Below are 24,399 nucleotides of genomic sequence, written 5' to 3' on the forward strand. Positions count from 1 at the left end.
TAACAATACGTTATAAGTTTAACATTCCTTTATTATTTTCCTTGATGAGCACAAAACTTCTTTTTTGTCCTTTCCATTTTAGGTGGACCACATTTTGTTGTTCTTCAAAAAGATCGGTAAGAATCTCGTTTTGTACGGAAAGTGTTTTTAATCCTTCGAAATTGGTATTGGCAATCTCCAAATAACAGATGACCACATCATTGTCATAGCTTTTTCCTAAAAAATTGTACGCTACAGGCTCGCCGTTGAGCTCCACCACAAATTTGGTCCGGAAGTATTTTTCTATATACTCATTGGCAACTTTTGCTTCATTGGGTGTTGCCAATTTAGCCTTGATACCATAGCGTTCATTTAGCAACCTGTCCAGGTCATCTATAAAGATGCGACTGGTTATCTGAAGGGCATCATCCTTTTCAGAATACACCACATTGGTTACACTAATGTAAAATTTGTGCGCCGCGATAAAAGACAAAAAAAGTACCATTACCAAAGGCAACATTATTCTTTTTGTTATGCTGGTATTCATCATGTATAGTAATTAGACTCAAGATTTAGGAGTGTGTTACAGTATGCTCAATTTTTATGCCACAGGGACGCAAAGATATCAATCCAGATTATTGTTCTTTCGGTATATACGGCTCTTTTGGATCATAAAGTCCCAGATTTTGAGTTTATCCTGTGAATCTACAGTCTGTTGAAAGACCTCATCAACTTCACAGAAATACATAAAATCATCTATTTTTTCCTGAGGTATTTTTAAGGTGGCCACAAAGAGCGAATCCACATAAAAATCCTGGACCTTTTGGGTCTTTGCATAGGTCGCATCTACCTTCACCCGGTTCTTCAGCATTTTGGTACGTCCCGTAATGGCATTGATGATAGGGTCCAATGGCGGACTTAGAATCATTCCTATATTAAATTTCCCGGCTGTTGCCTGTTGTAACATTCGCTCGCTCTGGGTGGGTATCTTACGTTTTGCATTGGGCAACCCCAAGGCTTCGGCACTCACGTCCTTTTCCAAAGTGAGTTTTCCCAAATCTTGGTTAAGGTCCCCGGAAAGATCATACGGCCGCACCACCACTTCCCGTAATTCATTTACAAACTCCTCCATGGGTACCATGACAAAACTGGTATTGTAGAGCACTTCGGTAATGGGAAGTACCTTTCTTTGATACTGTACCGCTGAAAACACCAAAGTATCATTTCGCCTAACTGTAATAGAGAAATTACCATCAATATCTGTAATCACGGCCTGCTCCGTACTGATATTCTGCACCACCACCCCAGTAACATCACCATCTGGACTGGTAACCCTACCCAATAACGCTTTGGAAGTTCCATTTTGGGCATAAGCCGAGAGAACAAAAAGGCATCCGAATACGAAAAGAATATTTTTCATTCTTCATTCAAGGTGGCCAAATAGGCCTTGCTCTGGGTAACCAAAAAATCTATGAGTTGAAACTCATTTTCCTTTCGCAATAGGGTCTGCGAAGGAATTTTATCGTCGCAGTAAAACAGAAACGCATCTATCTTATCTTGCGGCAATCGCAGATCGGCCACAAAAAATTCATCGTCATAAACATGTCTTAGCACCTCACTGACCTTAAGGGGCGCCCTTTGCTGTCCTTCCGTCTGTTGGGTCTTGAAAAGCGCCTTAAAAATATTGACAAAGTTGAGTCCATCCCGCATACCCCGGACGCTTTGGGATTCTGCAATATTTTGAACCTCGGTGCTACGATCTATTTCATAATTATATTCCTTAAAGTCATCGTTTTTTACCTCAAGGAACTTCTCTTGATTTTCCGGAGTCACGACCACCTCATCCAATTCCCTGATTTTTTCGTTCACCTCAACCACCAATCGGTTATTCCGTAAAATTTCCTCTGTGATCACCACCACTTCCAACTGATAGTTGATTGCTGTAAAGACCACTTGGTCCCCTGCCTTTACAGAAATGGCAAATTCGCCATCTTCATTGGTGATGGTAGCCATTCCTGTGTTGGAATTGATAACGTTCTCATTGGGCACATTGCTGTTTCTGTAGAGTACCTTTCCACGCAAAATTTGGCGGTTATCCTGTGCCATGGATAGCCCAGAAAGGAACAATGAAAACAGGATGACTAGTGCATTTCTCATAAAAAAAATTTAACTCAAGTTAAAGAAAACCTTTGAAGCCGATATAAAAAAATAAACGCATTCTAAACTTTTGTTAATTCTACCACAGGTTTTGGCACAAAAACGGTATCCGTTCACCCTTGAACTACGTATTTTGACGGGAAATGTACCAATAATCCGATCATAGGCTTAGTTTTGTGGTTTACGTTTGGAAATCCTCAAATACAAACACTGTGAAGACGCATATCATCTACTGGGCCATTGGCCTACTTATGATCAACACCCTTAGTGGACAAGTTAAAATTGGCGACAACCCGCAAAGCATACACCCTGCCTCAATACTAGAATTGGAAAGCAATACAGGTGCCCTTGTGATCAGCAGGGTAACCACTGCCGAAATGAACAACATTGTTCCTTTGGATGGGGCCATGGTCTATAACATTGAAGAAGATTGCCTACATTATTACAACGGAACCGAATGGGTTAATTTGTGTGAAGACAATAGGATTACCTTTAGCACACTGGCCCTATTCAATCCTACGTCAAGGGACAGTACCGTAGTCATAACATCCGAGGATACCCCAGACGGCATCAACTACAATTTTGAGGTAAACAAAATCACCAGTGAAAATATTGCCAACAATACCGTGTTAAGGGAGGACCTTTCATTTGGAATCATTGGCCAACAACAACTACAGGATGGTGCAGTGACCAATCCCAAGTTGGACAAGGCCAACATTCCCTTAAGTGGATTTGGCATTCCTACTGCTGATGTAAGCATGGGCAATGCTGCACGAATCACCAATTTGGTAAATCCAACAGCTCCGCAGGATGCTGCCACCATGAGCTATGTAGACGCACGTGCGGATGACGACATTACAGGGGTAATCTTTACGCCCGCCACCAATCAACTTACCGTAAACGAAGGGACGACAACTTTTTCTGCCGACCTTTCCGCTTTGGAGGAAAGTGCAGATATAGCCACCAATACCGCTAACATAACTGCCAACACAACTGCAATTAATGATCATATTGCAGATGATCTTGATCTAGACATTACTAACGAAATCCAGAACATAGAGGAAGTGCTTGCTGATGGAAACAATGCCAACGGAGCAGTAATCACCGGACTTGGAACACCCACGGTGGCCACTGACGCAGCGACCAAGGCTTATGTGGACACGGAGATCACGAACAATGCTGCCGATGGCTCCGAGACCATCGTCAATGCAGGAACCGACATCAACATCACAGGGAACGGCACAGCGGCCACCCCTTATGTAATCAACAGTACCTTTGCCGAGACCCAAGACCTCGCCGACGTAATAGCCAACGATCCAAGTGCAGGGAACAGCAGGATCACAAACGTACTCGATCCAACAGACCCGCAGGATGCCGCAACGATGGCCTACGTGGACACGGAGATCACGAACAATGCTGCCGATGGCTCCGAGACCATCGTCAATGCAGGAACCGACATCAACATCACAGGGAACGGCACAGCGGCCACCCCTTATGTAATCAACAGTACCTTTGCCGAGACCCAAGACCTCGCCGACGTAATAGCCAACGATCCAAGTGCAGGGAACAGCAGGATCACAAACGTACTCGATCCAACAGACCCGCAGGATGCAGCAACGATGGCCTACGTGGACACGGAGATCACGAACAACGCGGCCGACGGGACCGAAACATCGGTAAACGGCGCGGGAATCAATGTTGTGACCGGGGACGGTTCAACCGGAAACCCATATGTCGTCACCGGAACCGAAGCCCAAGACCTCGCTGACGTCATCGCAATCGACCCAAGTGCAGGGAACAGCAGGATCACAAACGTACTCGATCCAACAGACCCGCAGGATGCAGCAACGATGGCCTACGTGGACACGGAGATCACGAACAACGCGGCCGACGGGACCGAAACATCGGTAAACGGCGCGGGAATCAATGTTGTGACCGGGGACGGTTCAACCGGAAACCCATATGTCGTCACCGGAACCGAAGCCCAAGACCTCGCTGACGTCATCGCAATCGACCCAAGTGCAGGGAACAGCAGGATCACAAACGTACTCGACCCAACAGACCCGCAGGATGCAGCAACGATGGCCTACGTGGACACGGAGATCACGAACAACGCGGCCGACGGGACCGAAACATCGGTAAACGGCGCGGGAATCAATGTTGTGACCGGGGACGGTTCAACCGGAAACCCATATGTCGTCACCGGAACCGAAGCCCAAGACCTCGCTGACGTCATCGCAATCGACCCAAGTGCAGGGAACAGCAGGATCACAAACGTACTCGACCCAACAGACCCGCAGGATGCAGCAACGATGAGTTATGTAGATACTTTTGCCGAAGAAATCGCACTTTCAGCTCAAGTCCCAACTGGAACTGGGGTAGCTGGTGCATACACTATATTTAATGCAGCTATTGCTGCAAATTCCATTATACAATTAACTGTAGAACAAAACACCGTAGGAAATCCAGTAATGATTCAACTTACCAATCAAGTTGCCGGGTCTTTTTCAGTACAGATATATGAGTTTATTGCTCCTGGGTTTGTGCCTACAGCCGCAAATGCAAATTGGCAATACATAGTTGTAAACCCATAGCATGAAACCCATCCACTACATACCCCTATTCCTTATGGCCTGCTTCGCCCAAGCACAGACTGCCTTGTACAACAGTGGCAACCTACGTGTACATGCCAGAGGAGGCGATATGGGTTTGGGACTACATACCAATGTCATCAACGAAGGCACCCTTGATCATAATCAAGGTCTTGTAGGCTTTTATGGCAATGGTGTGATACAGGTTATGGGAAGTATTCCCCTTCGGCTTTGGGACACCGAGTTTATGGTCGCCAATAATGCCCTTTTGCAGAACACAGTACTAGTAGAGAACAATGTCAATTTTTTGGAGGGCAACGTTCAGACCCAAAAAAGTGATCAGACCATCTTTCTCAACTTTACGGACAATGGCTTTTTTACAGGGGAGAGCAACGCTTCCAAGGTAACCGGCTTTGCCGCAGCGAGCAATAGAAGCCTTTTTTCGTTTCCGGTAGGTGACCAAAACCAATTGCGTCCCTTGATTTTGGAATCGGAAACCAATACTCCTTTTGCCATTTGTGCCTACTTTTTTGAAAACCCTTCCAATCCATTCTCTATTTCGCAAAGCTTTAATGTCAATGAAAAGGTCAGGGATATAGGAACGGTTTCGAATCAGGAGTTTTGGTTCATTCAAAGTGATGTGCCTGCCAGGGTAACCATCAGCTGGAACCCGAGAAGCGGTCTTGGACTTATTCCCAATGCCACTTTGGAGTCTATAATTGTGGTAGGATGGAGCAAAGCATCCAACCAGTGGGTACCCATAGGAAATTCAGCCATCAGTGGCGATGTTGCCAACGGCTTTGTGGTATCCGAGACCTTTGTACCCAATGAATATGAAGTCATAACTTTTGGCACCATCCCCTTGCCTACAGACACTTTTGCTGTGGATTACCCTACTTTAGGCAATTATTTTCTTAGTCCAAATGCAGATGGGGTGAATGATGTATTGGTGATAGACGGAATGGAGGAATCTCCCAACAACAGCTTGCTCATCTTTAACCGTTTTGGCCAAAAAGTGTATGAAAAAATCAACTATGTTGATGAGTTTTACGGCATGTCCAACACCGGAAGTCTGATCATGAGCCAAGATATTGGTCTTCCCGAGGGCATTTATTACTATCTGGTTACCTTGGATGACCTTCAGTTGGAGTATACCGGTTTTCTATTTTTAGACCGTTGATTTTTCCCATTTCTGGTACAAGACTATTTCGCAGGACTGAAAATACTTCTTAAATTGGCACGAAAATCGTTTCCATGAAAAGAAGGACCTTCGTTAAAACAGCATCTGTTTCAAGTTTGGCCTGTGCATTACCCCCTGTTTTCCCCAACCTTTCCCTTTCCGATTACTCCATTGAGGAATTGATGGGCAAGGCCAATATAGAACTCTATGGCGAAGGCATCAACCTGAGAAAAGAAGCTTGTGATTCCTTTCTGGAAATGAAAAAAGCCGCTTTTACAGATGGTTTCGACATAAAAATGGTTTCCAGTTTTAGGGATTTTTATCGGCAAGAAGGCATTTGGGAACGCAAATACCTGCGTTTTACTGAGGACGATGGAATGGATTCCCTTGATGCCATTGATAAAATCATTGAATACTCCACCATACCGGGTACCAGCAGGCACCACTGGGGAACCGATATAGACATCATCGATGGCTATCCCAAAGTCACCGGCGACGTGCTTGTCCCCGAAAAATTTGAAAGTGGAGGTCCTTTTGAAGGTTTTAAATTGTGGCTGGATGAAAATTCGGAGAAATTTGGGTTCTATCTGGTCTACACCAACGAACCCAAGAGAAGAGGGTTTAAATACGAACCTTGGCATTACAGCTATGCCCCACTATCCATCCCTATGCTCACCGCATACCGAAAGCTGAATATCTTAAAAATGCTCCAGAAAGAGGAATTTTTGGGCAGCGAACACTTCACTACCGGATTTGTAAGAAGCTATATCCAAGACAATATTTTGGACATCAATCCCAAATTATTGTAGTTCTTTTTTTTTGTATCTTAATTCCCCTAGAACACTAACACCATGAGAAGAGGAAGTTGGAGGGTCCGTATCTTGATTGGACTGGCCATTGTGGCTTTTGCCTTTGTCCGTCGCTGTAGCAATCAAGAAGAAAACCCCTATACCGGAAGGGTCCAGAACATAGATATGACTGCCGAACAAGAAATTGCCATTGGCCTTCAAAGTGCTCCTGAAATGGCCCAGCAGCATGGTGGTCTTTATCCTGATGAACGAATGCAAAGCCTAGTTGATGCCGTAGGCAACAAATTGGTAAAAAGTAGCATTGCACGGGAAACCCCTTATCAATATAATTTTCATTTATTGGCCGATGACCGGACCATTAATGCCTTTGCCTTGCCCGGAGGACAGATTTTTATCACCTATGCGCTGTTTTCCCAGCTTAACGAAGCACAATTGGCAGGAGTTTTGGGACATGAGATTGGCCACGTTATCGGGAGACATTCCGCTGAACGTATTGCCGAGAGCGGTTTTTGGCAAACCTTGGCAACAGGAGCTTCCGTTGGTGGTGACATGGGAAGCTTGGTTAGTGGCATTGGTCAGAACACCTTGCTCAAAAATGGACGGGGCGATGAACTGGAAAGTGATGAACTGGGCGTGTTGTTTATGATTCAATCCGGTTATGACCCTTACGAGATGATCAAGGTAATGGAAATCCTGAAAGCCGCTGCCGGCCCCAACCGTGTGCCCGAATTTCAAAGTACGCATCCAGACCCTGAGAACCGCATCGACAAAATAAAAGAGGCCATTCAAAAATATTCAGGTCGATAGATTCTGTACGTTCATCGAGAATAAAATGGCATTCATCAGATTTGTGTACCTTTGGGTTAACCCAAATCAAACCAACGTTCTTTTCTTATTTGTGCCCATAAAAGAGAGAACACATGGGAACACTATTACATTTTAAACACCTCTATCAAGAGGCTTTCGACGAGTGCAAACCAAGCTTTGTGGTACTTTTTCTAAAGGGGTACTCCATTTTTTGTGGTATAATGCTGTTTATGGCTTTGTACGCATTTTTGTACAGGGCATTTACTGGCTTTGATTTCTAAGCCAGAGATATACTCTTTTACAGGAACACACATATAGGTAAATGAGCCAAAAAGGCCCATCCAATTGGATGGGCCTTTTTATTGGATGAATAAACTCCTTTCTATTTTTTCATAGCAGTTTCCAAAATGGCAAGTGCCTCATCGGCATTGGACATCTCGGCATATTTCTTAGCCGTATAACCGCGGTCAGAACGTGCTTTTACATTGGCACCATTATCAATGAGCAATTGTAAAATCTGGGTTTGGTTGTAACGGGCAGCAAAATGCAAAGGGGTCATCCCCAAAGATTTTTGATTGACATCTTCGCCCAATTGAATCATTTTTGTAACCGTTTCAACATCACCTTGCATAATGGCTTTGCAAAATATGCTAGGTTCAGCTGTGATCATAGTTGCATCCAGGGTTAAATCTGATGAAGTTTCAGCGGCGGAAACGCCCGTTGTGGCCAGCATGCAAACCGCTGCTAGCGATAGGATTGTTTTTTTCATGATGAATCGTTTTTGATTAATGACTAATAAACTTATATAAAAGTAGACTACCGAGTTGGGCAAGTGTTACAGCATTAACAGTTAAATAACTTAATTTTAACAGGTCTTCATTTTTGAGGTGGAATAATTATCAAATCCTAAACCAGAAAACTACCTGAAAACTAGCGCATCAAAGCAAATCACTTTATTTTTGGGGTACAATTTTGCAGTATGGACAAAAAGGTAATTCTTATGATTTTGGATGGTTGGGGCAAATCTCCCGACCCAAAGGTTTCGGCCATAGCACAAGCCAACACTCCCTTCATTGACTCGTTATATACCCAATATCCCAATGCCAATTTGCTCACGGATGGCATGAACGTAGGTCTTCCCGAAGGGCAAATGGGCAACAGTGAAGTAGGCCATATGAACTTGGGTGCTGGGCGCATCGTATACCAAGATTTGGCCAAAATCAACAAGGCCGTCAAAGAAGATACCCTAAAGGATGAAAAAGTGCTTCAGGACGCTTTTTCCTATGCAAAATCCAATAACAAATCCGTTCACTTTCTGGGCTTGCTCAGCAATGGAGGGGTACACAGTCATATCGACCATCTAAAAGCACTCATCAAGGCTGCCCAAGAAAGCGGTGTAGAGAAATCATTTGTACACGCCTTTACCGATGGCCGGGATGTAGATCCCAAAAGTGGGAAAGGTTTTTTGATTGACCTAGATCAATTCTGTTCCGACAAGAACACCCAACTGGCCACAGTGGTGGGTAGATACTATGCCATGGACCGCGATAAACGATGGGAGCGGGTAAAACTGGCCTACGATGTCATGGTAAATGCCCAAGGCCAAAAAGTACAGGATATTGGCAAGGCCATGCAAGAAAGTTATGACGAAGGCGTCACCGATGAATTCATAAAACCTTTGGTGATGACCAATGCCAATGGTGAGCCTTTGACCCAAATCGCTGAAGGTGATGTGATCATCTTCTTCAATTTTAGGACAGACCGTGGCAGAGAACTTACCCAAGCCTTGAGCCAACAGGATTTCCATGAGCAGAACATGCACAAAATGGACCTATATTATGTCACCATGACCAATTATGATGATTCGTTCAAAGGCATCAAGGTGGTCTATGACAAAGAAAATATAAAAGACACATTAGGGGAAGTACTCGCCCGAAATGGCAAGAAACAGATCCGCATTGCGGAAACGGAAAAATACCCCCACGTCACCTTTTTCTTCAATGGAGGAAGAGAGGAACCATTTGAAGGGGAGCAACGTCTCCTTTGCCCATCCCCAAAAGTGGCCACTTACGACCTTCAACCTGAGATGAGTGCATACGAAATAAGGGATGCCATTATTCCCGAACTTCAAAAAGGTGAGACCGATTTTGTATGTCTCAATTTTGCCAATCCAGATATGGTGGGCCATACCGGGGTTATGTCCGCCGCCATCAAAGCTTGCGAGACCGTGGATGAATGTGCCAAGGCCGTGGTTACTGCCGGACTGGAAAACGGGTACTCCACCATTGTCATTGCGGACCACGGTAACTGTGACACCATGGTCAATCCCGACGGAAGCCCAAACACGGCCCACACTACCAATCCCGTACCCTTGATTCTGGTAGACACCGATATCAAGCAAATCAAGGATGGTGTTTTGGGTGATATTGCCCCGACCATCTTAAAGATGATAGGCATTCCACAACCCGAGTTAATGACACAAAAACCATTGGTCTAGCCCAGAATTTCTTAAAATCCATAGATTCAGTTTATCTTTGCCCCTATGATTCACATAAAGACAGCAGAGGAAATTGAATTGATGCGCGAAAGTGCCTTGGTCGTTTCCAGGACCTTGGGCATGTTGGCCAAGGAAATAAAACCAGGGGCCAACCCCCTGAAATTGGATAAAATGGCCGAGGAGTATATCCGGGAGCAGGGTGCGGAACCTGGCTTTTTGGGGATGTACGACTTTCCCAATACCCTCAATTGGAGCCCTAACAGCCAAGTGGTCCATGGCATTCCCAATAACGAAGCTCTTAAGGAAGGTGACGTTATTTCGGTGGATTGCGGCGCCCAGAAGAATGGGTTTTATGGAGACCATGCCTACACTTTTGAAGTAGGTGAAGTGGCCGAGGAAACCAAAAAGTTACTTAAGGTGACCAAAGAATCCCTCTATGTTGGTATTCGTGAATTCAAAGAAGGTAATCGTGTGGGCGATGTGGGATACGCCATTCAAAAGTATTGTGAAGACCATGGGTATGGTGTGGTTCGTGAGTTGGTAGGCCATGGATTGGGAAAAGATCTACACGAAGACCCACAAATGCCCAATTATGGAAAACGGGGACGTGGCAAAAAATTTGTCAACGGTATGGTGGTTGCCATAGAGCCCATGATCAACATGGGAACACGGAGGATAAAACAGTTGAACGACGGCTGGACCATTTTGACCGCCGATGGCAAGCCCAGTGTACATTTTGAGCATGATGTGGCCCTGATTCATGGAAAACCCGAACTGTTGTCCACATTCCAGTATATTTATGACGCATTGGGAATCTCCAGTGACGAAGAGGAGGAATTCCGGGCCAAGAAATTAGTATTATAAAATACTTTATCTTGCTCGACACGAATTTCACCAATTGCTCAAATAAATGTCCCAAATCATTTATAAAAATGAGTCCTATTTTGTAATCGGTTTATGTATGGATGTCCATAATGAACTAGGCAAAGGATTTAGTGAAGGGGTTTACAGCGATGCTTTGGAAATTGAATTGAAAACCAACGGTGTCCCTTTTAAAAAAGAAGTCAAATTTGACATTATCTACAAAGGAAAGAAGTTAAAACATCACTATTTTGCTGATTTCATAGTAGACGACAAAATAATCCTAGAATTAAAAGCCGTAGAAAAAATCAGTAGTAGCCATGTAAAACAAACTTTAAATTACTTGGCCGCATCAAAAATGAAATTGGGTTTAATCATAAACTTCGGGGAAGATAGTTTGGCCTACAAAAGAGTACTATTGTAAAATGAATTAGTGAAAATTCGTGTCGAAACTATTCAAATACATCCTTAACCTAATCCCTAGACCTTTACTCATTCGATTGAGCTATTGGGTAAGGCCCTTGATTGCCTTTTCCCTTAAGGGAAGTAAATTCACCGATCCCATTGACGGCAAAAGCTTTCGTAAATTCCTTCCTTATGGCTATGAAACTCCAAGGGAAAATGTGCTCTCCCCCTCTACCCTTTCCTTGGAACGGCACCGGCTTTTATGGCTTTACCTCAAAAATGAAACGGAGTTCTTTACTAAACCCCTCAAAGTTTTACATTTTGCTCCTGAGCAGGCTTTTTATAAGCGGTTCAAAAAAATGAGGAATATCGATTACACCACAACCGACTTGAACTCTCCCTTGGCCGATGTAAAGGCCGATATCTGCAACCTTCCTTTTCCTGACAATGCTTTTGATGTGATTTTATGCAACCATGTCTTGGAACACATTCCCAACGACACCAAGGCCATGCAAGAGCTTTACAGGATTATGAAGGTCGGTGGATGGGGCATTTTTCAGATTCCCCAAGACCTAAAAATGGAAAAAACTTTTGAAGACGATTCCATTACTGATAAAAAGGAGCGGGCCCGTATTTTTGGGCAGTACGACCATGTGCGTATTTATGGCAGGGATTATTTTGATAAGCTAAGAAGCATAGGGTTTACGGTTGAAGAAGTGGATTACACCCAAATCCTACCTCCTGATGCGGTTCAAAAATACCGATTGGCGCAAGGCGAAATCATTCCCCTTGTAAAAAAGTGATCATTTCTTGATCAAAGCCCCAAACCCATCGGTCATAAACTCCTTAGTATTTCCCTCTCCGTCCAAATAAATAATGTAGGCTTCCAATTCGTCATGCTTTTTCAAGACTTCTTTGGATTCTTCCAAATCCATGGCCATAAAGGTAGTGGCATAGGCATCGGCAACAGCACAGGTATTAGCGATTACACTTGTTGCCAAAATGGAAGAATTCTTGGTATAACCTGTCTTAGGATTGATGGTATGGACATATTTTTCCCCGGTTTCAGGGTCTATTCTAAACTTTCGGTAATTTCCCGAGGATGCCATGGCCCTATCTTCCAAGGACACGATCAATTTTAGAGACCTTCCCGTTTCCACTTGGGGGTCATCAATCCCCACGGTCCACTGCTTTCCAGAAACCAAATTGGTGCCCTTGGCAAGCACTTCGCCCCCAACTTCCACCAAATAATCTTGAATCCCCTTGGCATCCAACAGGGCTCCCAAACGGTCAATGGTATATCCCTTGGCCACCGCATTGAAATCAAACCGGATGGCCGGATGTTTTTTGGTGATGGTATGATCACCGTTCAACTGTACTTTGTCCCATCCCACATAGCTCAATAAACTATCTACCTTAAGACTATCGAGCTGGATTTGCTCTCCCGGACCAAATCCCCATGCATTGGCCAAAACACCAATTGTGGGGTCAAAATAGCCATTAGAAACCTTGTAGACTTTGCTTGAAACTTCAAAAACTTCTTGAAACATCTGATCCACTACAATGGTGGAATCCCCATTATTTATTTTTGAAATGTCTGAAGTTGGAATATACGTGGACATGGACTGGTTCAACACTTGAAAAACAGAATCAATTTCCTTTTGATAAGCCAAATGCTCCCCTGCAATATAGGTAATGGAATAGGTAGTTCCCAGGGCGTTGCCTCTATTTTGATTTTTTATCCATGTATCGGAACCGCATCCCCATAGTAGGATTATCCCGAACAATAAAAACAATATACCTCTCATTCTATCTCAATTAATCCTTGATAATCCACAATATATTCTTCATCCAAGTACAAAGGCAAATCCCTATTTGATGCATTGGAAAGCCCTACCCCTGCAAAATACGTCCTGGCCTCAAATTTTATGGCATGATCCTTCACCGTTTTCATCAATTCCTCATCATAGTGCCTTGGGTTCTCTGGAAACTCCACATTGCGGACCACAATAAAATGTAATATTTTTTCTTTGAGGCAGACATACTGCGGATTTTTCTTAAGCTCACTATTGATAGCCATAAACTCAAAACCATTGGCTTCCAGTTCCCGTCCCACAATATTCATGGCCAGATTGTGCAGTTCCTGCTCTGTTAATTCTCTTCCCATAAAATCAAAAAAACCGATGCCAGGGCATCGGTTGGTTTTATAATTAATTACCTCTCGACTGCGCTTGAGGTGAAAAGGACAGTTTGTTTATCCTCCAAAGTCATCGAATCGGATATTCTCATCTGGAATACCAAAATCCTCACCCATTTTCTGAACGGCTTTGTTCATCAATGGGGGTCCACAGAAATATAGTTCAATGTCTTCCGGGGCATCATGATGATTCAAATAGTTATCGATAACACAATTGTGAATGAATCCTACAAAACCATCGCCCTCTTCATCATTGATATCCTTTTTAACCTTCCAATTATCTTCTTCCAAAGGCTCAGAAAGGGCCAAGTAGAATTTAAAGTTGGGGAAGCTGCGCTCCAATTCCTTGAAATGTTCCAAATAGAACAATTCTCTTTTGGAACGACCTCCGTACCAGTAGGTCACCTTTCTGTTTGTCTTTAAGGTTTTGAACAAGTGGTACAAATGCGAACGCATCGGTGCCATACCGGCTCCACCACCAACGTATAGCATTTCGGCATCAGACTCGTTGATAAAGAACTCACCAAATGGTCCTGAAATGGTAACAGGATCTCCCTCCTTCAAATTAAAGATGTAGGATGAAGCCACACCGGGGTTCACATCCATCCATCCATTTTTGGAACGGTCCCATGGCGGGGTTGCAATACGCACATTCAGCATGATTTCACGTCCCTCAGCAGGGTAAGAAGCCATAGAGTAGGCTCTTTCCACTGTCTCTGGATTCTTCATCACCAAGGGCCACAAGTTAAATTTATCCCATTCATTTTGGAATTTATCCGGAGTTTCGTGTTCCGCAGGGTGTGCAGTGATATCAATGTCCGAGTACTTAACCTCACAAGGCGGAATTTCAATTTGAATATATCCTCCAGCCTTGTAGTTCATCTCTTCTGGAATTTCAACTACAAACTCCTTAATGAAAGAAGCCACGTTGTAGTTACGAACCACTTTGGCATTCCATTTTTTAATCCCAAACACTTCTTCAGGAATGGTAATCTCCATGTCCTGTTTTACCTTTACTTGACAGGCCAATCGTGCGCCATGCTCCAGTTCCTTTTTGGAAAAGTGTGGTGTTTCGGTTGGCAAAGCCTCCCCTCCACCAGAAAGTACATGGCACTCACACTGTATACAGGTTCCACCTCCACCACAAGCTGATGGTAAAAATATTTTTTGATTTCCAAGTGTTGACAACAAGGAACTTCCAGAAGCCACTTCTACTTCCTTTTCACCATTTATGGTAATGGTCACAGGACCGGAAGGTGACAATTTTTCCTTGGTGAACAGCAATAAAGCCACCAACAATAACAACAACACAAGAAATGCTACTACGGTAATAAGAATAGTACCTCCGGTACTTGCGGCTAATATCATCTTTATTTGTTTATAACGTCGTTATAGGAAACTGTTCTTTTTTCGTCTTCAATCTCCTTTTTAATTTCTTTCTCTTCTTCTTTGGAGTCTGCTTTAGCCGTTGTGGCTTCTGTTGGTTCAGGTGGTTCATTGTCACCGGTCAACATACCTCCAAAGCTCTGGAAACCAATTCCCATCAATCCAGTGATGATGAACGTGATTCCCAATCCACGCAATGGCGCAGGCACATTGGAATATCTAATTTTTTCACGAATGGCGGCGATGGCCAAAATGGCCAAAAACCATCCAATTCCCGAACTCACCCCATAATTGAGTGCCAATCCTAAATTGGGGATTTCACGGGTCTGCATAAACAAAGACCCTCCCAAGATGGCACAGTTCACCGCGATCAGCGGTAAAAAGATACCCAAGGAGTTATAGAGTGAAGGGGAAAACTTCTCCACCACTATTTCCACCAATTGCACCATGGTAGCAATCGTGGCAATAAACAAGATGAAGGAAAGGAATCCCAGATTATAATCGGCATACTCAGGGCCCAACCAAACCAATGCACCGTCTTGCAACAAATATTTGTCCAACAACCAGTTCAAGGGAACGGTAACCCCCAATACAAAGATTACGGCAGCTCCCAAACCTACGGCTGTAGATACTTTTTTGGATACGGCCAAGTAGGAACACATTCCCAAAAAGACCGCGAATACCATGTTATCTATGAAGATCGACTTAAAAAACAGTTCTAAATGCTCTAACATACTCTCCTATTTATGCTTCTTCTATTAATGTCCTATTTCTGGAACGTTGTACCCAGATAATGATTCCTACCACGATCAAAGCTGCTGGTGGAATAATCATAAAACCGTTGTTTTCATATCCAATGGAGTAAAGCCCTGTTTTTGTTACGGGGTCTCCCAAAACAGGAATCCCAAACAAGGTTCCAGAACCCAAAAGCTCCCTAAAAAATCCAACGATAACCAAAATAACACCATATCCGAGGGCATTTCCAATACCGTCTAAAAATGATTTCCATGGTCCGTTACCCAAGGCAAAGGCCTCAAATCGGCCCATGATGATACAGTTAGTAATAATCAACCCCACAAAAACAGAGAGGGTCTTGCTCAGTTCATAAGCAAAGGCCTTGAGCACTTGATCCACAATGATCACCAAGGTAGCCACTACGACCAATTGCACAATAATCCTAATTTTTGACGGAATCACATTGCGCAACAAGGAAATTACCACGTTACCAACTCCCAATACAAAAAGTACTGAAAGAGCCATCACTACAGACGCTTTAAGTTCAGCCGTGATTGCCAATGCAGAACATATTCCCAATACCTGAATGGTAATGGGGTTGTTGTCCGCCAACGGATCCAATATCAGATTTGCATCTTTTTTTGATAGTAGCGCCATATTATTTCTTTCTAATGGTTTCTAAATACGGTTTGTAAAGCTTCAAGCTTTCTTTGATCATCGCAGTAACCCCATTGCCTGTAATGGTAGCGCCTGCCAATGCATCCACTTCATTGTCTTCCTTATCCTGATTGAGGGGGTCGTTGTTTCCTTTCACCACGCCAATCCCTGCATAGCTGTTTCCGTCCAATATGGATTCTCCAACAAAATCATCCATAAAGAAACGCTGCTTAATATTAGCCCCAAGACCTGGGGTTTCACTTTTATGATCAAAATAAACGCCTTGTACCACCATGTTCCCATCCAAGGATATGAAACCCCAAATGGCATCCCAAAGTCCTTTTCCGTACATGGGGATGATGTAGAATTCCTTACCATCTTTCTCACCAATGAGTAAAGGTAATTCAGCATTATTTCCAGCCTTGATTTCGCTCAGTTGCTTTTTCAAATCAATCAAATAGGCTTCTTCTTTTTCAGTGACCTTATCTCCTTGAACAACCAACTGTTTTTTAATATACTTGGAAAACTCGGCCTCTACTTCGTTTGTAGGTATAAAAGTTACGCTCCCATCTCCCTCGTTCTGGTTAACTCCCATTGCATAGAGGATGTTCTGTTGTTTTTCAAAGCGTTCATTCTCATCAATCCTTGGCTTGAGACCGGTTGCCAAAAAGGCAAGTATGGACCCCACAACAATCACCATGATTGCTGCAAAAATTACCGTATAGCTATTTTTTTCCGTATTCATTGCCATAACTTACGCTGTTTCCGTTTTTAATGCATCAACCTCATCCGATGGTTTTGGATAAATGGTTGCCGTTTTCAATCGCTTCATTCGTTTCTTAATGTTGCCACGTACCACGTAGTGATCAATGGTAGGAGCAAAAACGTTCATCAACAAGATAGCCAAGAAGACACCTTCCGGGTACCCTGGGTTGAACACACGAATCATCACGGACAAGAAACCTATCAAAAATCCATAGATCCATTTCCCTTGGTTGGTTTGTGAACCTGTGACGGGATCGGTAGCCATAAATACGATACCAAAGGCCAAACCTCCCACCAATAGGTGTTGCCAGTATTCAAAACTCATCAAAGTATAGAACTTGCTGTACTCTGGTATCCAACCAGCTTCCACAATTCCGTTAAAGATCAATCCCATGGCCAAAGCACCTATAACGGCACTTAACATAATACGCCATGAGGCTATTTTAGAGAACACCAAGAAGAGTCCTCCCAAAAGAATCAATAGGGTTGATGTTTCCCCAATGGAACCCGGTATAAATCCAAGGAACATATCCGAAAGGGAATACCCCATTTCGGCGGTTCTTCCCTGTGCCAAGAATCCCAATACGGTCTCTCCGGAAATGGCATCGGCCGTACCTGCGGTATCCACAGCTCCGTGCACCCAAACTTTGTCTCCACTCATCCAAGTAGGATAGGCAAAGAACAAGAAGGCTCGAATAGTAAGCGCCGGGTTCAAGATATTCATCCCCGTACCTCCAAAAACCTCTTTTCCAATGACCACACCAAAGGCTACGGCCACGGCCAACATCCAAAGGGGCAAATCAACAGGGACAATCAATGGCACCAACATACCGGTGACCAAATATCCTTCTTCTATCTCATGTTTCTTGATCACGCAGAACAAGAACTCAATAGCAAGTCCAACTCCGTAGGAAACAATCACCAACGGAAGTACTTTCCACAGACCTAGGAGAAAATTGTCCATGGTCCAAAAACCCGCACTAAAGAACCCATTGGCAACGGGCTCAATCTCACCCAATGCCAAATAGTGCTGATATCCGGTATTGAACATTCCAAATATCAAACAGGGAACAAGTGACATGACCACGGTGTTCATGGTACGCTTTAGGTCATCCGCCCCTTTTATGTGCGTCCCATTGTGGGTAGTTTCATTGGGAGTAAACAAAAAGGTATGGAACCCACTAAAAACAGGAAACCATTTTTTATCCTGATTCTTTACTCTGAACGTGTGTAATTTTTCTTTCAAGCCCATATTATCCAAGTTCTTTTTGCAACAAATCCAAACCTTCCCTGATTATTTGTTGGTGAGGTTGTTTTGAGATACATATAAATTCTGTCAATGCGAAGTCTTCAGGAGCAACCTCGTAAAGTCCCAACTGCTCCATTTCGTCCAAATCCTTAACCATACAGGCTTTTAGCAACTGCATTGGGTAAATATCCAATGGGAACACCTCTTCATACTGGCCAGTGACCACAAAAGCCCTGTGCTCGCCATTGGTATTGGTATTCAAATCATATTTCTTTTTGGGCTGCAACCATGAGAAAGTCAATGCCCTTGTTGTTGAAATTTTATTGAACACAGGCTTGTTCCATCCAAAAAACTCATAATCATCTCCTTCCGGAATGGCTGTAACCGTATTGTTATAAAATCCTAGATAGCCCTCGGTATTGGTTTTTCTACCGGTAAGCACATCCCCATTGATCAACCTGAATCTATCTTCATTTACACCACTTGCATATAAAAAGGTAGATATTTCGGCCCCTATCTTGGTTGTATAGTATTTTGGGGATTTAATGATAGACCCTGCCAAGGCAATGGTACGTTCGGCGTTGAATTTTCCCGTCAACAACAATTCGCCCAACATAACCAAATCCTGGGGTGAAATTGTCCATACCACCTCTCCTTTGTTCACTGGATCTATTCTATTGATCTGGGTACCCACCAATCCTGCTGGATGTGGGCCTGATATTTCATGAAGCTCTATTCCATTAAGATCTGCAAATGGAGACCTCCCTGACTTTCCTATTGTAACATGTATCTTCCCAGGGGTAAGTTTGCCCAAGGCCGTAATGGCCATCTGCAATTCTTGCTCCTTGCCTTTTAGCACATAATTTACATCTGCCGCCAAGGGCGCCGTGGTATATCCCGATACAAAAATGGCTTTTGGCGTTACATCTGGATCGGCAATTACGTCAAAAGGACGTTGCTTAATGAAGGGCCATCCCCCACACTGCAGCAAAAAGCTCTTTATGGCTAAAGCATCGGCCGTATCCATATCGGGCACTTTGTTCTGCACATATTCTTGATTCTTGTCAGCAAGAATCTTTAGTGTCAAGATTCTTCTTCTAGCGCCACGGACTATCTCCACCAACTCACCGCTTACAGGTGAAACAAAGTGCATTTCCTCTTTGTTTTTGTTGTAAAAGAGCGGTTCTCCCGCCTTTACTTCTTCCCCTTGCTTTACGAGCATTTTGGGGGTGATACCATGAAAATCATCTAGGTTTAGGGCATATACGTTACTTAAAACGGCTTTGGAAGTAGTCTGCTCTGCTGCCCCGACAAGGTTGATATTCAACCCTTTCTTAATCCGGATGTCTTTAGACATATTGTTGTAGACCTTTTGTTATCAAAATCGGTGGCAAATTTAGCACTAAAAGGATAGTTTTCATAATTATTGCCCATAAAAATGGGATTACATCGAACTAAATTTCCAAGGCACACTTTTTGTTTACCTTTACCCCAAAACACGCTTAGCATGCGCTTCTTGACCAAATCAATGTTCTTCTTATTAGTTAGCTCAAGTGCTTTTGCACAAGTACAGGAAGAAATAAATCCCCCAGAAAATATCAAGACCATTATTTTTAGAGGCCCTACGGAAGACCAGTTCCCGGTAATCCAACTTGGTGAAACCATGACTTTGGAGTTTGATGACCTTACCGCCAGGGAGCAGGACTATTACTATAAAATTATCCATTGCGATTATGACTGGACACCTTCCCAGCTCCTAAAATCCCAATATTTGTCAGGTGCGGACAACCAACGCATCATTGATTATGAAAACAGCTATAACACCTTACAGCCTTACTCCAATTATAGATTAACGATTCCCAATGAAAATGTTCAGCTGAAGGTAAGTGGGAACTACGTCCTTGAGATTTATAACAGTTATGGCGACCTTCAGTTTTCAAGAAGGTTTGTAGTTTACCGAAATGCCGTTAGGGTTGGCGGAACAGTAAAACGCTCCCGGGATTTTAATTTTTTGAATGAAAAGCAGGTGGTTCAGTTCAACATTAATACAGCAGGTTTTCCAGTAGTGAACCCGAAGAACGAAATCAAAGTGGCCATTTTACAAAACCATTTTTGGCCCACGGCCCTGTACAACATTAAACCACAATTTACCATTGGTACCGAGTTGGTCTACAAATATGACCAAGAAACCAGTTTCTTTGGCGGCAACGAATATCTAAATTTCGACACCAAAGATCTTAGGTCTCCCACCTTTGCCATTTCCAAAGTGGAGTTTAGGAACCTGTACCACCACCTCCTGTTTACCAATGAATATCGCAATGACGTACCCTACACCTATTTTCCTGATATTAATGGGGATTTTGTCGTGAGGACATTACAGGGCGATGATGTTTCCCGCGAAGCAGAGTATTCCATGGTACACTTTAGCCTTCCCTACTCCAATGAAATAGGCCTGGACAATGTTTACGTAGTAGGAAAGTTCAACAATTACCAATTGGAGGAAGAAAACAAAATGATCTTTAATGCTGATAGCGGGAAAATGGAACTGGAACTGCCCATCAAGCAAGGGTTCTACAATTATAAATATGTGGTGGAGCGGGCAGATGGCTCTATTGACCCTAATTTTGTTAGCGGAGATTTTCACTTCACCGAAAACAATTACCTTATCTTGGTCTACTATAGGGATTTTGGCGACATGTACGACAGTATAATAGGTATAGGATCAGTAAATTCCAGAACAATAAGCAATTAATTATCTTAGCTACAAATCCCAAAAGGGCATGGCCAAGAAAAATAGTTTGATCAGCAAAGGCAGGTACGAACTTCAGTTCAGGGGCATCAAGTGTTTAAATTGTGGCCACCCCTTGGACATGAGCGATAAATATTGCCCAAATTGCTCACAAGCCAACAGTACCAAAAAACTGACCCTCAAGGATTTTGTCCATGAGTTTTTTTCTGGAGTGTTCAATTATGACTCCAGACTCTTAAAAACACTTTCGGCCTTATTGTGGCGCCCCGGAAAAATCACTAAAGATTATATTGAGGGGAAACGGGTCTCCTACACCAATCCGTTCCGTTTTTTACTAAGCTTGGCCTTTATCTATTTTTTGATGTTTACCTTCAACAATGAATTTTCCAGTTTGGATAAGGCGGCTTCAAGGTTTGATGGCAATCTTATTTCAAATTCCCCGGTATCCTACAATGTCAAGTCCGGAACTTTCACAACAGACAGCACAAAACTCAAGGAAGAAACGGCCAAGGTTTTGGAAAAATTGGATTCTTCCAAGGTTAGCACCAATGAAGTAATCAAAGGCATGCATATTCTGGAGTCCCTTGCCGAGACTTCTAGTCTGGAAGATCAACGTAAGGATTCATTGATCCTGGCCAACCCCACTAAGTTTTATGCAACGCTGGAAAGCAAATCCGGAATCAATAATTTTATGGAGAAGGTGGGATTTTTTTCCAAAATGATAAAAAGGGACACCCTCTTCAGTTTTAGCGAAACACAGGCCAAATACAATGTTAAACCTTCCGTTGGCAACAGAATGGCCTTTAATTCGGCAAATAGCTTATTAAAGGTTATCAGTAGACCTGGAACATTCCTGAATTCATCCATTTCTAGGATGCCCTTTGTCATTTTTCTCTTTTTACCACTGTTTACGGTGTTCATTTGGTTGGTGTACATCAGAAAAAAACACACCTACACCGATCATCTTATTTTCAGCTTTCACAACCAATCTTTATTATTTATCTTGCTCATCCTTAGCTTGGTAATAGATGCTATTTTCAACATGTCCAGTGCAATGCTGTTCATAACTATTTTCAGCGTATATCTGTTCATGGCCATGAAAAGGTTCTACGGGCAAGGAACGTTTAAAACAATTGTTAAATATCTCTTTCTGAACACTATATTTACCATATTGGCATTTATTGCGGTCATTATTTTGTTTACAGGAAGTGTTTTTATGTATTAGGGTATGTTCACTCAAGTCACTAAAGGAATCAAGGTATCGGTACAAACCACTTTTGAGGGCACTTTTTTCAAAAACTACAAGATGCACTATGCCTTTGGCTATACCATCACCATAGAAAACCAAAGTCAGGACACCGTTCAATTAACAGCCAGACATTGGGACATTTTTGATGCACTTAAAGATTTGGAGACCATTGACGGCGAAGGCGTTATTGGCAGAAAACCGGTCATCAAACCCGGCAAATCCCACACCTACAGCTCAGGATGCTTATTGGCATCCCCTATTGGCGCCATGCGGGGGCATTACCAAATGGTTAATTTCACTACTTCGGAAGAGTTTGAAGTAGACGTACCCACATTCAAGTTCTCTGCACCTTTTGCAGTAAACTGACCTTCCCGTTTTTAAAATCGATTTTCCTTTTAGTACCTTTGGTGGAATTTTTAATCTCCTAAAATAAGCATCATGGGAAAAGGATTCTTTCAAGTTCCGACTGCGATCAATGAACCTATAAAAAGTTATGCGCCAGGTACTCCTGAGCGCGAAGAAGTACTGCAACAGTACAACGCCTATTACAACGGAAAAGTTGAGGTACCTCTTTACATAGGTAGTGAGGAAATAAAGACTGGAAATACCAAACCCATGTCTCCCCCCCACGAACACCAACATGTGGTGGGCCACTACCATTTAGCAGAAAAAAAGCATGTGGAACAGGCCATATCCAACTGTTTGGAAGCTAGAAAAGCTTGGGCCGACCTTACTTGGGAACAACGTGCCGCCATCTTTTTAAAAGCTGCGGAATTGATTGCCGGCCCTTATCGTGCCAAAATGAATGCCGCCACCATGTTGGCACAATCCAAAAATATTTTTCAAGCCGAAATTGATTCTGCCTGTGAAATTGTAGACTTCCTACGTTTCAATGTGGAATACATGTCGCAGATCTATTCCGAACAACCCGAGTCCGCCGAAGGTATCTGGAACCGGGTGGAATACAGACCGCTTGAAGGTTTTATCTACGCCATAACCCCATTCAACTTTACCGCCATTGCCGGGAATTTGCCTGCAAGTGCCGCCATGATGGGCAATGTGGTGGTCTGGAAACCCAGTGACAGTCAAATCTTTTCCGCAAAGGTCATTGTTGATGTCTTCAAGGAGGCAGGTCTTCCTGATGGGGTCATCAATGTGGTCTATGGAGATCCGGTCATGATTTCGGACACCGTACTATCAAGTCCTGATTTTTCTGGAATCCACTTTACAGGTTCCACCCATGTGTTCAAAGAATTGTGGAAACAGATAGGAAACAACATCCACAACTACAAAACCTATCCAAGGATTGTTGGGGAAACTGGCGGAAAGGATTTTATCATTGCGCATCCAACCGCAAAACCCAAGCAAGTGGCCACCGCCATTACCCGAGGTGCTTTTGAGTTCCAAGGTCAAAAATGCAGTGCAGCCTCACGTGTGTACCTGCCAAAATCAACCGCAAATGAAATTTTGGATTTGGTCAAGGCCGATATCGCCTCTTTCAACAAACCCGGTTCTCCTGCCGATATGAGCAACTTTATCACCGCGGTGATCCACGAAGGCTCATTTGATAAATTGGCCAAATATATTGAACAGGCCAAGGCCGACTCCAACGCAGAGATCGTTGCAGGTGGTGGATATGACAAATCTGTGGGTTACTTTATTGAACCAACGGTTATTTTAACCACCGACCCCAAGTACACCACCATGTGCACTGAACTTTTTGGACCAGTGGTGACAGTATATATTTATGAGGACGCCGATTGGAGCAAAACGTTGGAATTGGTGGATGGCACTTCGGAATATGCATTGACCGGAGCAGTTCTGTCAGCAGATCGTTATGCCATTGATGAAGCCACAAAAGCACTGCAAAATTGTGCTGGAAACTTCTATATCAACGACAAACCTACAGGTGCCGTAGTAGGACAACAGCCTTTTGGAGGAGCAAGAGCTTCTGGAACCAATGACAAGGCAGGTTCCATGCAAAACCTGTTGCGTTGGGTGTCTCCACGACTTATAAAAGAGACTTTTGTAACTCCTGAAGATTATCGCTATCCTTTTTTGGGGTAACTCAATAAATCCATAATTTCATGGCCGCTATACCTTATTTGGAATAGCGGTCTTTTTTT

At 43.3% G+C, this 24,399-nt stretch carries 25 protein-coding genes; 13 read left to right on the top strand and 12 right to left on the bottom strand.

The annotated features are described in order from the left end of the window. Positions 1–10: 10 nt before the first annotated feature. The 3 genes from ACP14V_RS12390 to ACP14V_RS12400 form a co-directional block, all read right to left on the bottom strand. Positions 11–529 (bottom strand): DUF6702 family protein, encoded by a 519-nt coding sequence (locus tag ACP14V_RS12390; protein ID WP_272608221.1) that lies wholly within the window; start codon positions 527–529, stop codon positions 11–13. Positions 530–604: 75 nt separating this feature from the next. Next, entirely contained in the window at positions 605–1,399 is a 795-nt protein-coding gene (locus ACP14V_RS12395; RefSeq protein ID WP_272608222.1) for a carboxypeptidase-like regulatory domain-containing protein, read from the bottom strand. Beyond that, positions 1,396–2,136 carry a carboxypeptidase-like regulatory domain-containing protein gene (locus ACP14V_RS12400; RefSeq protein ID WP_272608224.1) on the bottom strand — a complete coding sequence of 247 codons (741 nt, stop codon included), beginning with the start codon at positions 2,134–2,136 and terminating at the stop codon, positions 1,396–1,398. The genes ACP14V_RS12395 and ACP14V_RS12400 overlap by 4 nt, the downstream gene beginning before the upstream one ends. 212 nt (positions 2,137–2,348) lie before the next feature. On the opposite strand from ACP14V_RS12400, the gene ACP14V_RS12405 reads away from it, so the two are divergent. The 5 genes from ACP14V_RS12405 (at position 2,349) to ACP14V_RS12425 (ending at position 7,804) form a co-directional block, all read left to right on the top strand. Then, on the top strand, positions 2,349–4,730 hold the full coding sequence (locus tag ACP14V_RS12405) for a beta strand repeat-containing protein (protein WP_424987432.1): 2,382 nt from the start codon (positions 2,349–2,351) through the stop codon (positions 4,728–4,730). Position 4,731: 1 nt separating this feature from the next. Further along, positions 4,732–5,907, top strand: a complete 1,176-nt coding sequence (locus ACP14V_RS12410) for a gliding motility-associated C-terminal domain-containing protein (RefSeq protein WP_272608228.1) — start codon at positions 4,732–4,734, stop codon at positions 5,905–5,907. Positions 5,908–5,981: 74 nt separating this feature from the next. Next, a complete protein-coding gene (locus ACP14V_RS12415; protein ID WP_272608230.1) occupies positions 5,982–6,716 on the top strand; it encodes a M15 family metallopeptidase in 735 nt (244 codons plus the stop codon). A 42-nt stretch (positions 6,717–6,758) separates the two neighbouring features. Beyond that, the gene (locus ACP14V_RS12420; protein ID WP_272608233.1) at positions 6,759–7,523 is read left to right on the top strand and encodes a M48 family metalloprotease; all 765 of its coding nucleotides are present in this window, start codon (positions 6,759–6,761) and stop codon (positions 7,521–7,523) included. A gap of 113 nt (positions 7,524–7,636) precedes the next feature. Then, positions 7,637–7,804 carry a DUF6747 family protein gene (locus ACP14V_RS12425; protein WP_313790958.1) on the top strand — a complete coding sequence of 56 codons (168 nt, stop codon included), beginning with the start codon at positions 7,637–7,639 and terminating at the stop codon, positions 7,802–7,804. A gap of 101 nt (positions 7,805–7,905) precedes the next feature. On the opposite strand, the gene ACP14V_RS12430 is transcribed toward ACP14V_RS12425, so the two are convergent. Next, a complete protein-coding gene (locus ACP14V_RS12430; RefSeq protein WP_136566410.1) occupies positions 7,906–8,292 on the bottom strand; it encodes an ankyrin repeat domain-containing protein in 387 nt (128 codons plus the stop codon). 210 nt (positions 8,293–8,502) lie between these two features. Here ACP14V_RS12430 and gpmI point away from each other — a divergent pair, with 210 nt between their 5' ends. Genes gpmI through ACP14V_RS12450 form a run of 4 tightly spaced genes read left to right on the top strand, consistent with a single transcriptional unit; the run spans position 8,503 to position 12,089 of the window. Then, on the top strand, positions 8,503–10,020 hold the full coding sequence (gene gpmI, locus ACP14V_RS12435) for a 2,3-bisphosphoglycerate-independent phosphoglycerate mutase (RefSeq protein WP_272608235.1): 1,518 nt from the start codon (positions 8,503–8,505) through the stop codon (positions 10,018–10,020). Positions 10,021–10,065: 45 nt separating this feature from the next. After that, the gene (gene map / locus ACP14V_RS12440) at positions 10,066–10,884 is read left to right on the top strand and encodes a type I methionyl aminopeptidase (protein WP_272608237.1); all 819 of its coding nucleotides are present in this window, start codon (positions 10,066–10,068) and stop codon (positions 10,882–10,884) included. Positions 10,885–10,930: 46 nt separating this feature from the next. Further along, positions 10,931–11,305, top strand: a complete 375-nt coding sequence (locus ACP14V_RS12445) for a GxxExxY protein (RefSeq protein WP_272608238.1) — start codon at positions 10,931–10,933, stop codon at positions 11,303–11,305. Positions 11,306–11,324: 19 nt separating this feature from the next. Next, complete coding sequence (locus ACP14V_RS12450; RefSeq protein ID WP_272608239.1) at positions 11,325–12,089, top strand: class I SAM-dependent methyltransferase; 765 nt, start codon at positions 11,325–11,327, stop codon at positions 12,087–12,089. Here the strand turns inward: ACP14V_RS12450 and ACP14V_RS12455 are convergent, their stop codons facing one another. From ACP14V_RS12455 to ACP14V_RS12490, 8 genes are all read right to left on the bottom strand, one after another. Beyond that, positions 12,090–13,094: an FAD:protein FMN transferase gene (locus ACP14V_RS12455; RefSeq protein WP_272608240.1), complete on the bottom strand. Its 1,005-nt coding sequence runs from the start codon at positions 13,092–13,094 to the stop codon at positions 12,090–12,092. It abuts the gene before it with no gap. Beyond that, a complete protein-coding gene (locus ACP14V_RS12460; RefSeq protein WP_136566416.1) occupies positions 13,091–13,453 on the bottom strand; it encodes a Na(+)-translocating NADH-quinone reductase subunit F in 363 nt (120 codons plus the stop codon). The genes ACP14V_RS12455 and ACP14V_RS12460 overlap by 4 nt, the downstream gene beginning before the upstream one ends. A gap of 87 nt (positions 13,454–13,540) precedes the next feature. Next, on the bottom strand, positions 13,541–14,851 hold the full coding sequence (gene nqrF / locus ACP14V_RS12465; protein ID WP_136566417.1) for an NADH:ubiquinone reductase (Na(+)-transporting) subunit F: 1,311 nt from the start codon (positions 14,849–14,851) through the stop codon (positions 13,541–13,543). Positions 14,852–14,853: 2 nt separating this feature from the next. After that, on the bottom strand, positions 14,854–15,603 hold the full coding sequence (nqrE, locus tag ACP14V_RS12470) for an NADH:ubiquinone reductase (Na(+)-transporting) subunit E (RefSeq protein WP_136566418.1): 750 nt from the start codon (positions 15,601–15,603) through the stop codon (positions 14,854–14,856). Between the two features lie 10 nt (positions 15,604–15,613). Further along, a complete protein-coding gene (locus ACP14V_RS12475) occupies positions 15,614–16,261 on the bottom strand; it encodes an NADH:ubiquinone reductase (Na(+)-transporting) subunit D (RefSeq protein WP_136566419.1) in 648 nt (215 codons plus the stop codon). Position 16,262: 1 nt separating this feature from the next. After that, positions 16,263–17,012 carry a Na(+)-translocating NADH-quinone reductase subunit C gene (locus tag ACP14V_RS12480; protein ID WP_272608241.1) on the bottom strand — a complete coding sequence of 250 codons (750 nt, stop codon included), beginning with the start codon at positions 17,010–17,012 and terminating at the stop codon, positions 16,263–16,265. A gap of 3 nt (positions 17,013–17,015) precedes the next feature. Continuing rightward, positions 17,016–18,278 carry an NADH:ubiquinone reductase (Na(+)-transporting) subunit B gene (locus ACP14V_RS12485; RefSeq protein ID WP_136566421.1) on the bottom strand — a complete coding sequence of 421 codons (1,263 nt, stop codon included), beginning with the start codon at positions 18,276–18,278 and terminating at the stop codon, positions 17,016–17,018. A 1-nt stretch (position 18,279) separates the two neighbouring features. Then, a complete protein-coding gene (locus ACP14V_RS12490) occupies positions 18,280–19,632 on the bottom strand; it encodes a Na(+)-translocating NADH-quinone reductase subunit A (protein WP_272608242.1) in 1,353 nt (450 codons plus the stop codon). Between the two features lie 150 nt (positions 19,633–19,782). Here ACP14V_RS12490 and ACP14V_RS12495 point away from each other — a divergent pair, with 150 nt between their 5' ends. The 4 genes from ACP14V_RS12495 to pruA all read left to right on the top strand — a co-directional run bounded on the left by ACP14V_RS12495 (position 19,783) and on the right by pruA (position 24,340). Further along, a complete protein-coding gene (locus ACP14V_RS12495; RefSeq protein WP_272608243.1) occupies positions 19,783–21,027 on the top strand; it encodes a type IX secretion system plug protein domain-containing protein in 1,245 nt (414 codons plus the stop codon). A gap of 28 nt (positions 21,028–21,055) precedes the next feature. Then, entirely contained in the window at positions 21,056–22,249 is a 1,194-nt protein-coding gene (locus ACP14V_RS12500; RefSeq protein WP_272608244.1) for a DUF3667 domain-containing protein, read from the top strand. Between the two features lie 3 nt (positions 22,250–22,252). Further along, positions 22,253–22,639 (top strand): Co2+/Mg2+ efflux protein ApaG, encoded by a 387-nt coding sequence (gene apaG, locus ACP14V_RS12505; RefSeq protein ID WP_272608245.1) that lies wholly within the window; start codon positions 22,253–22,255, stop codon positions 22,637–22,639. 72 nt (positions 22,640–22,711) lie between these two features. Continuing rightward, positions 22,712–24,340 (top strand): L-glutamate gamma-semialdehyde dehydrogenase, encoded by a 1,629-nt coding sequence (pruA, locus tag ACP14V_RS12510; RefSeq protein WP_272608246.1) that lies wholly within the window; start codon positions 22,712–22,714, stop codon positions 24,338–24,340. Positions 24,341–24,399 lie beyond the last annotated feature (59 nt).

It is taken from the genome of Flagellimonas alvinocaridis (genome assembly GCF_965248585.1).
Lineage (GTDB): Bacteria > Bacteroidota > Bacteroidia > Flavobacteriales > Flavobacteriaceae > Flagellimonas > Flagellimonas alvinocaridis.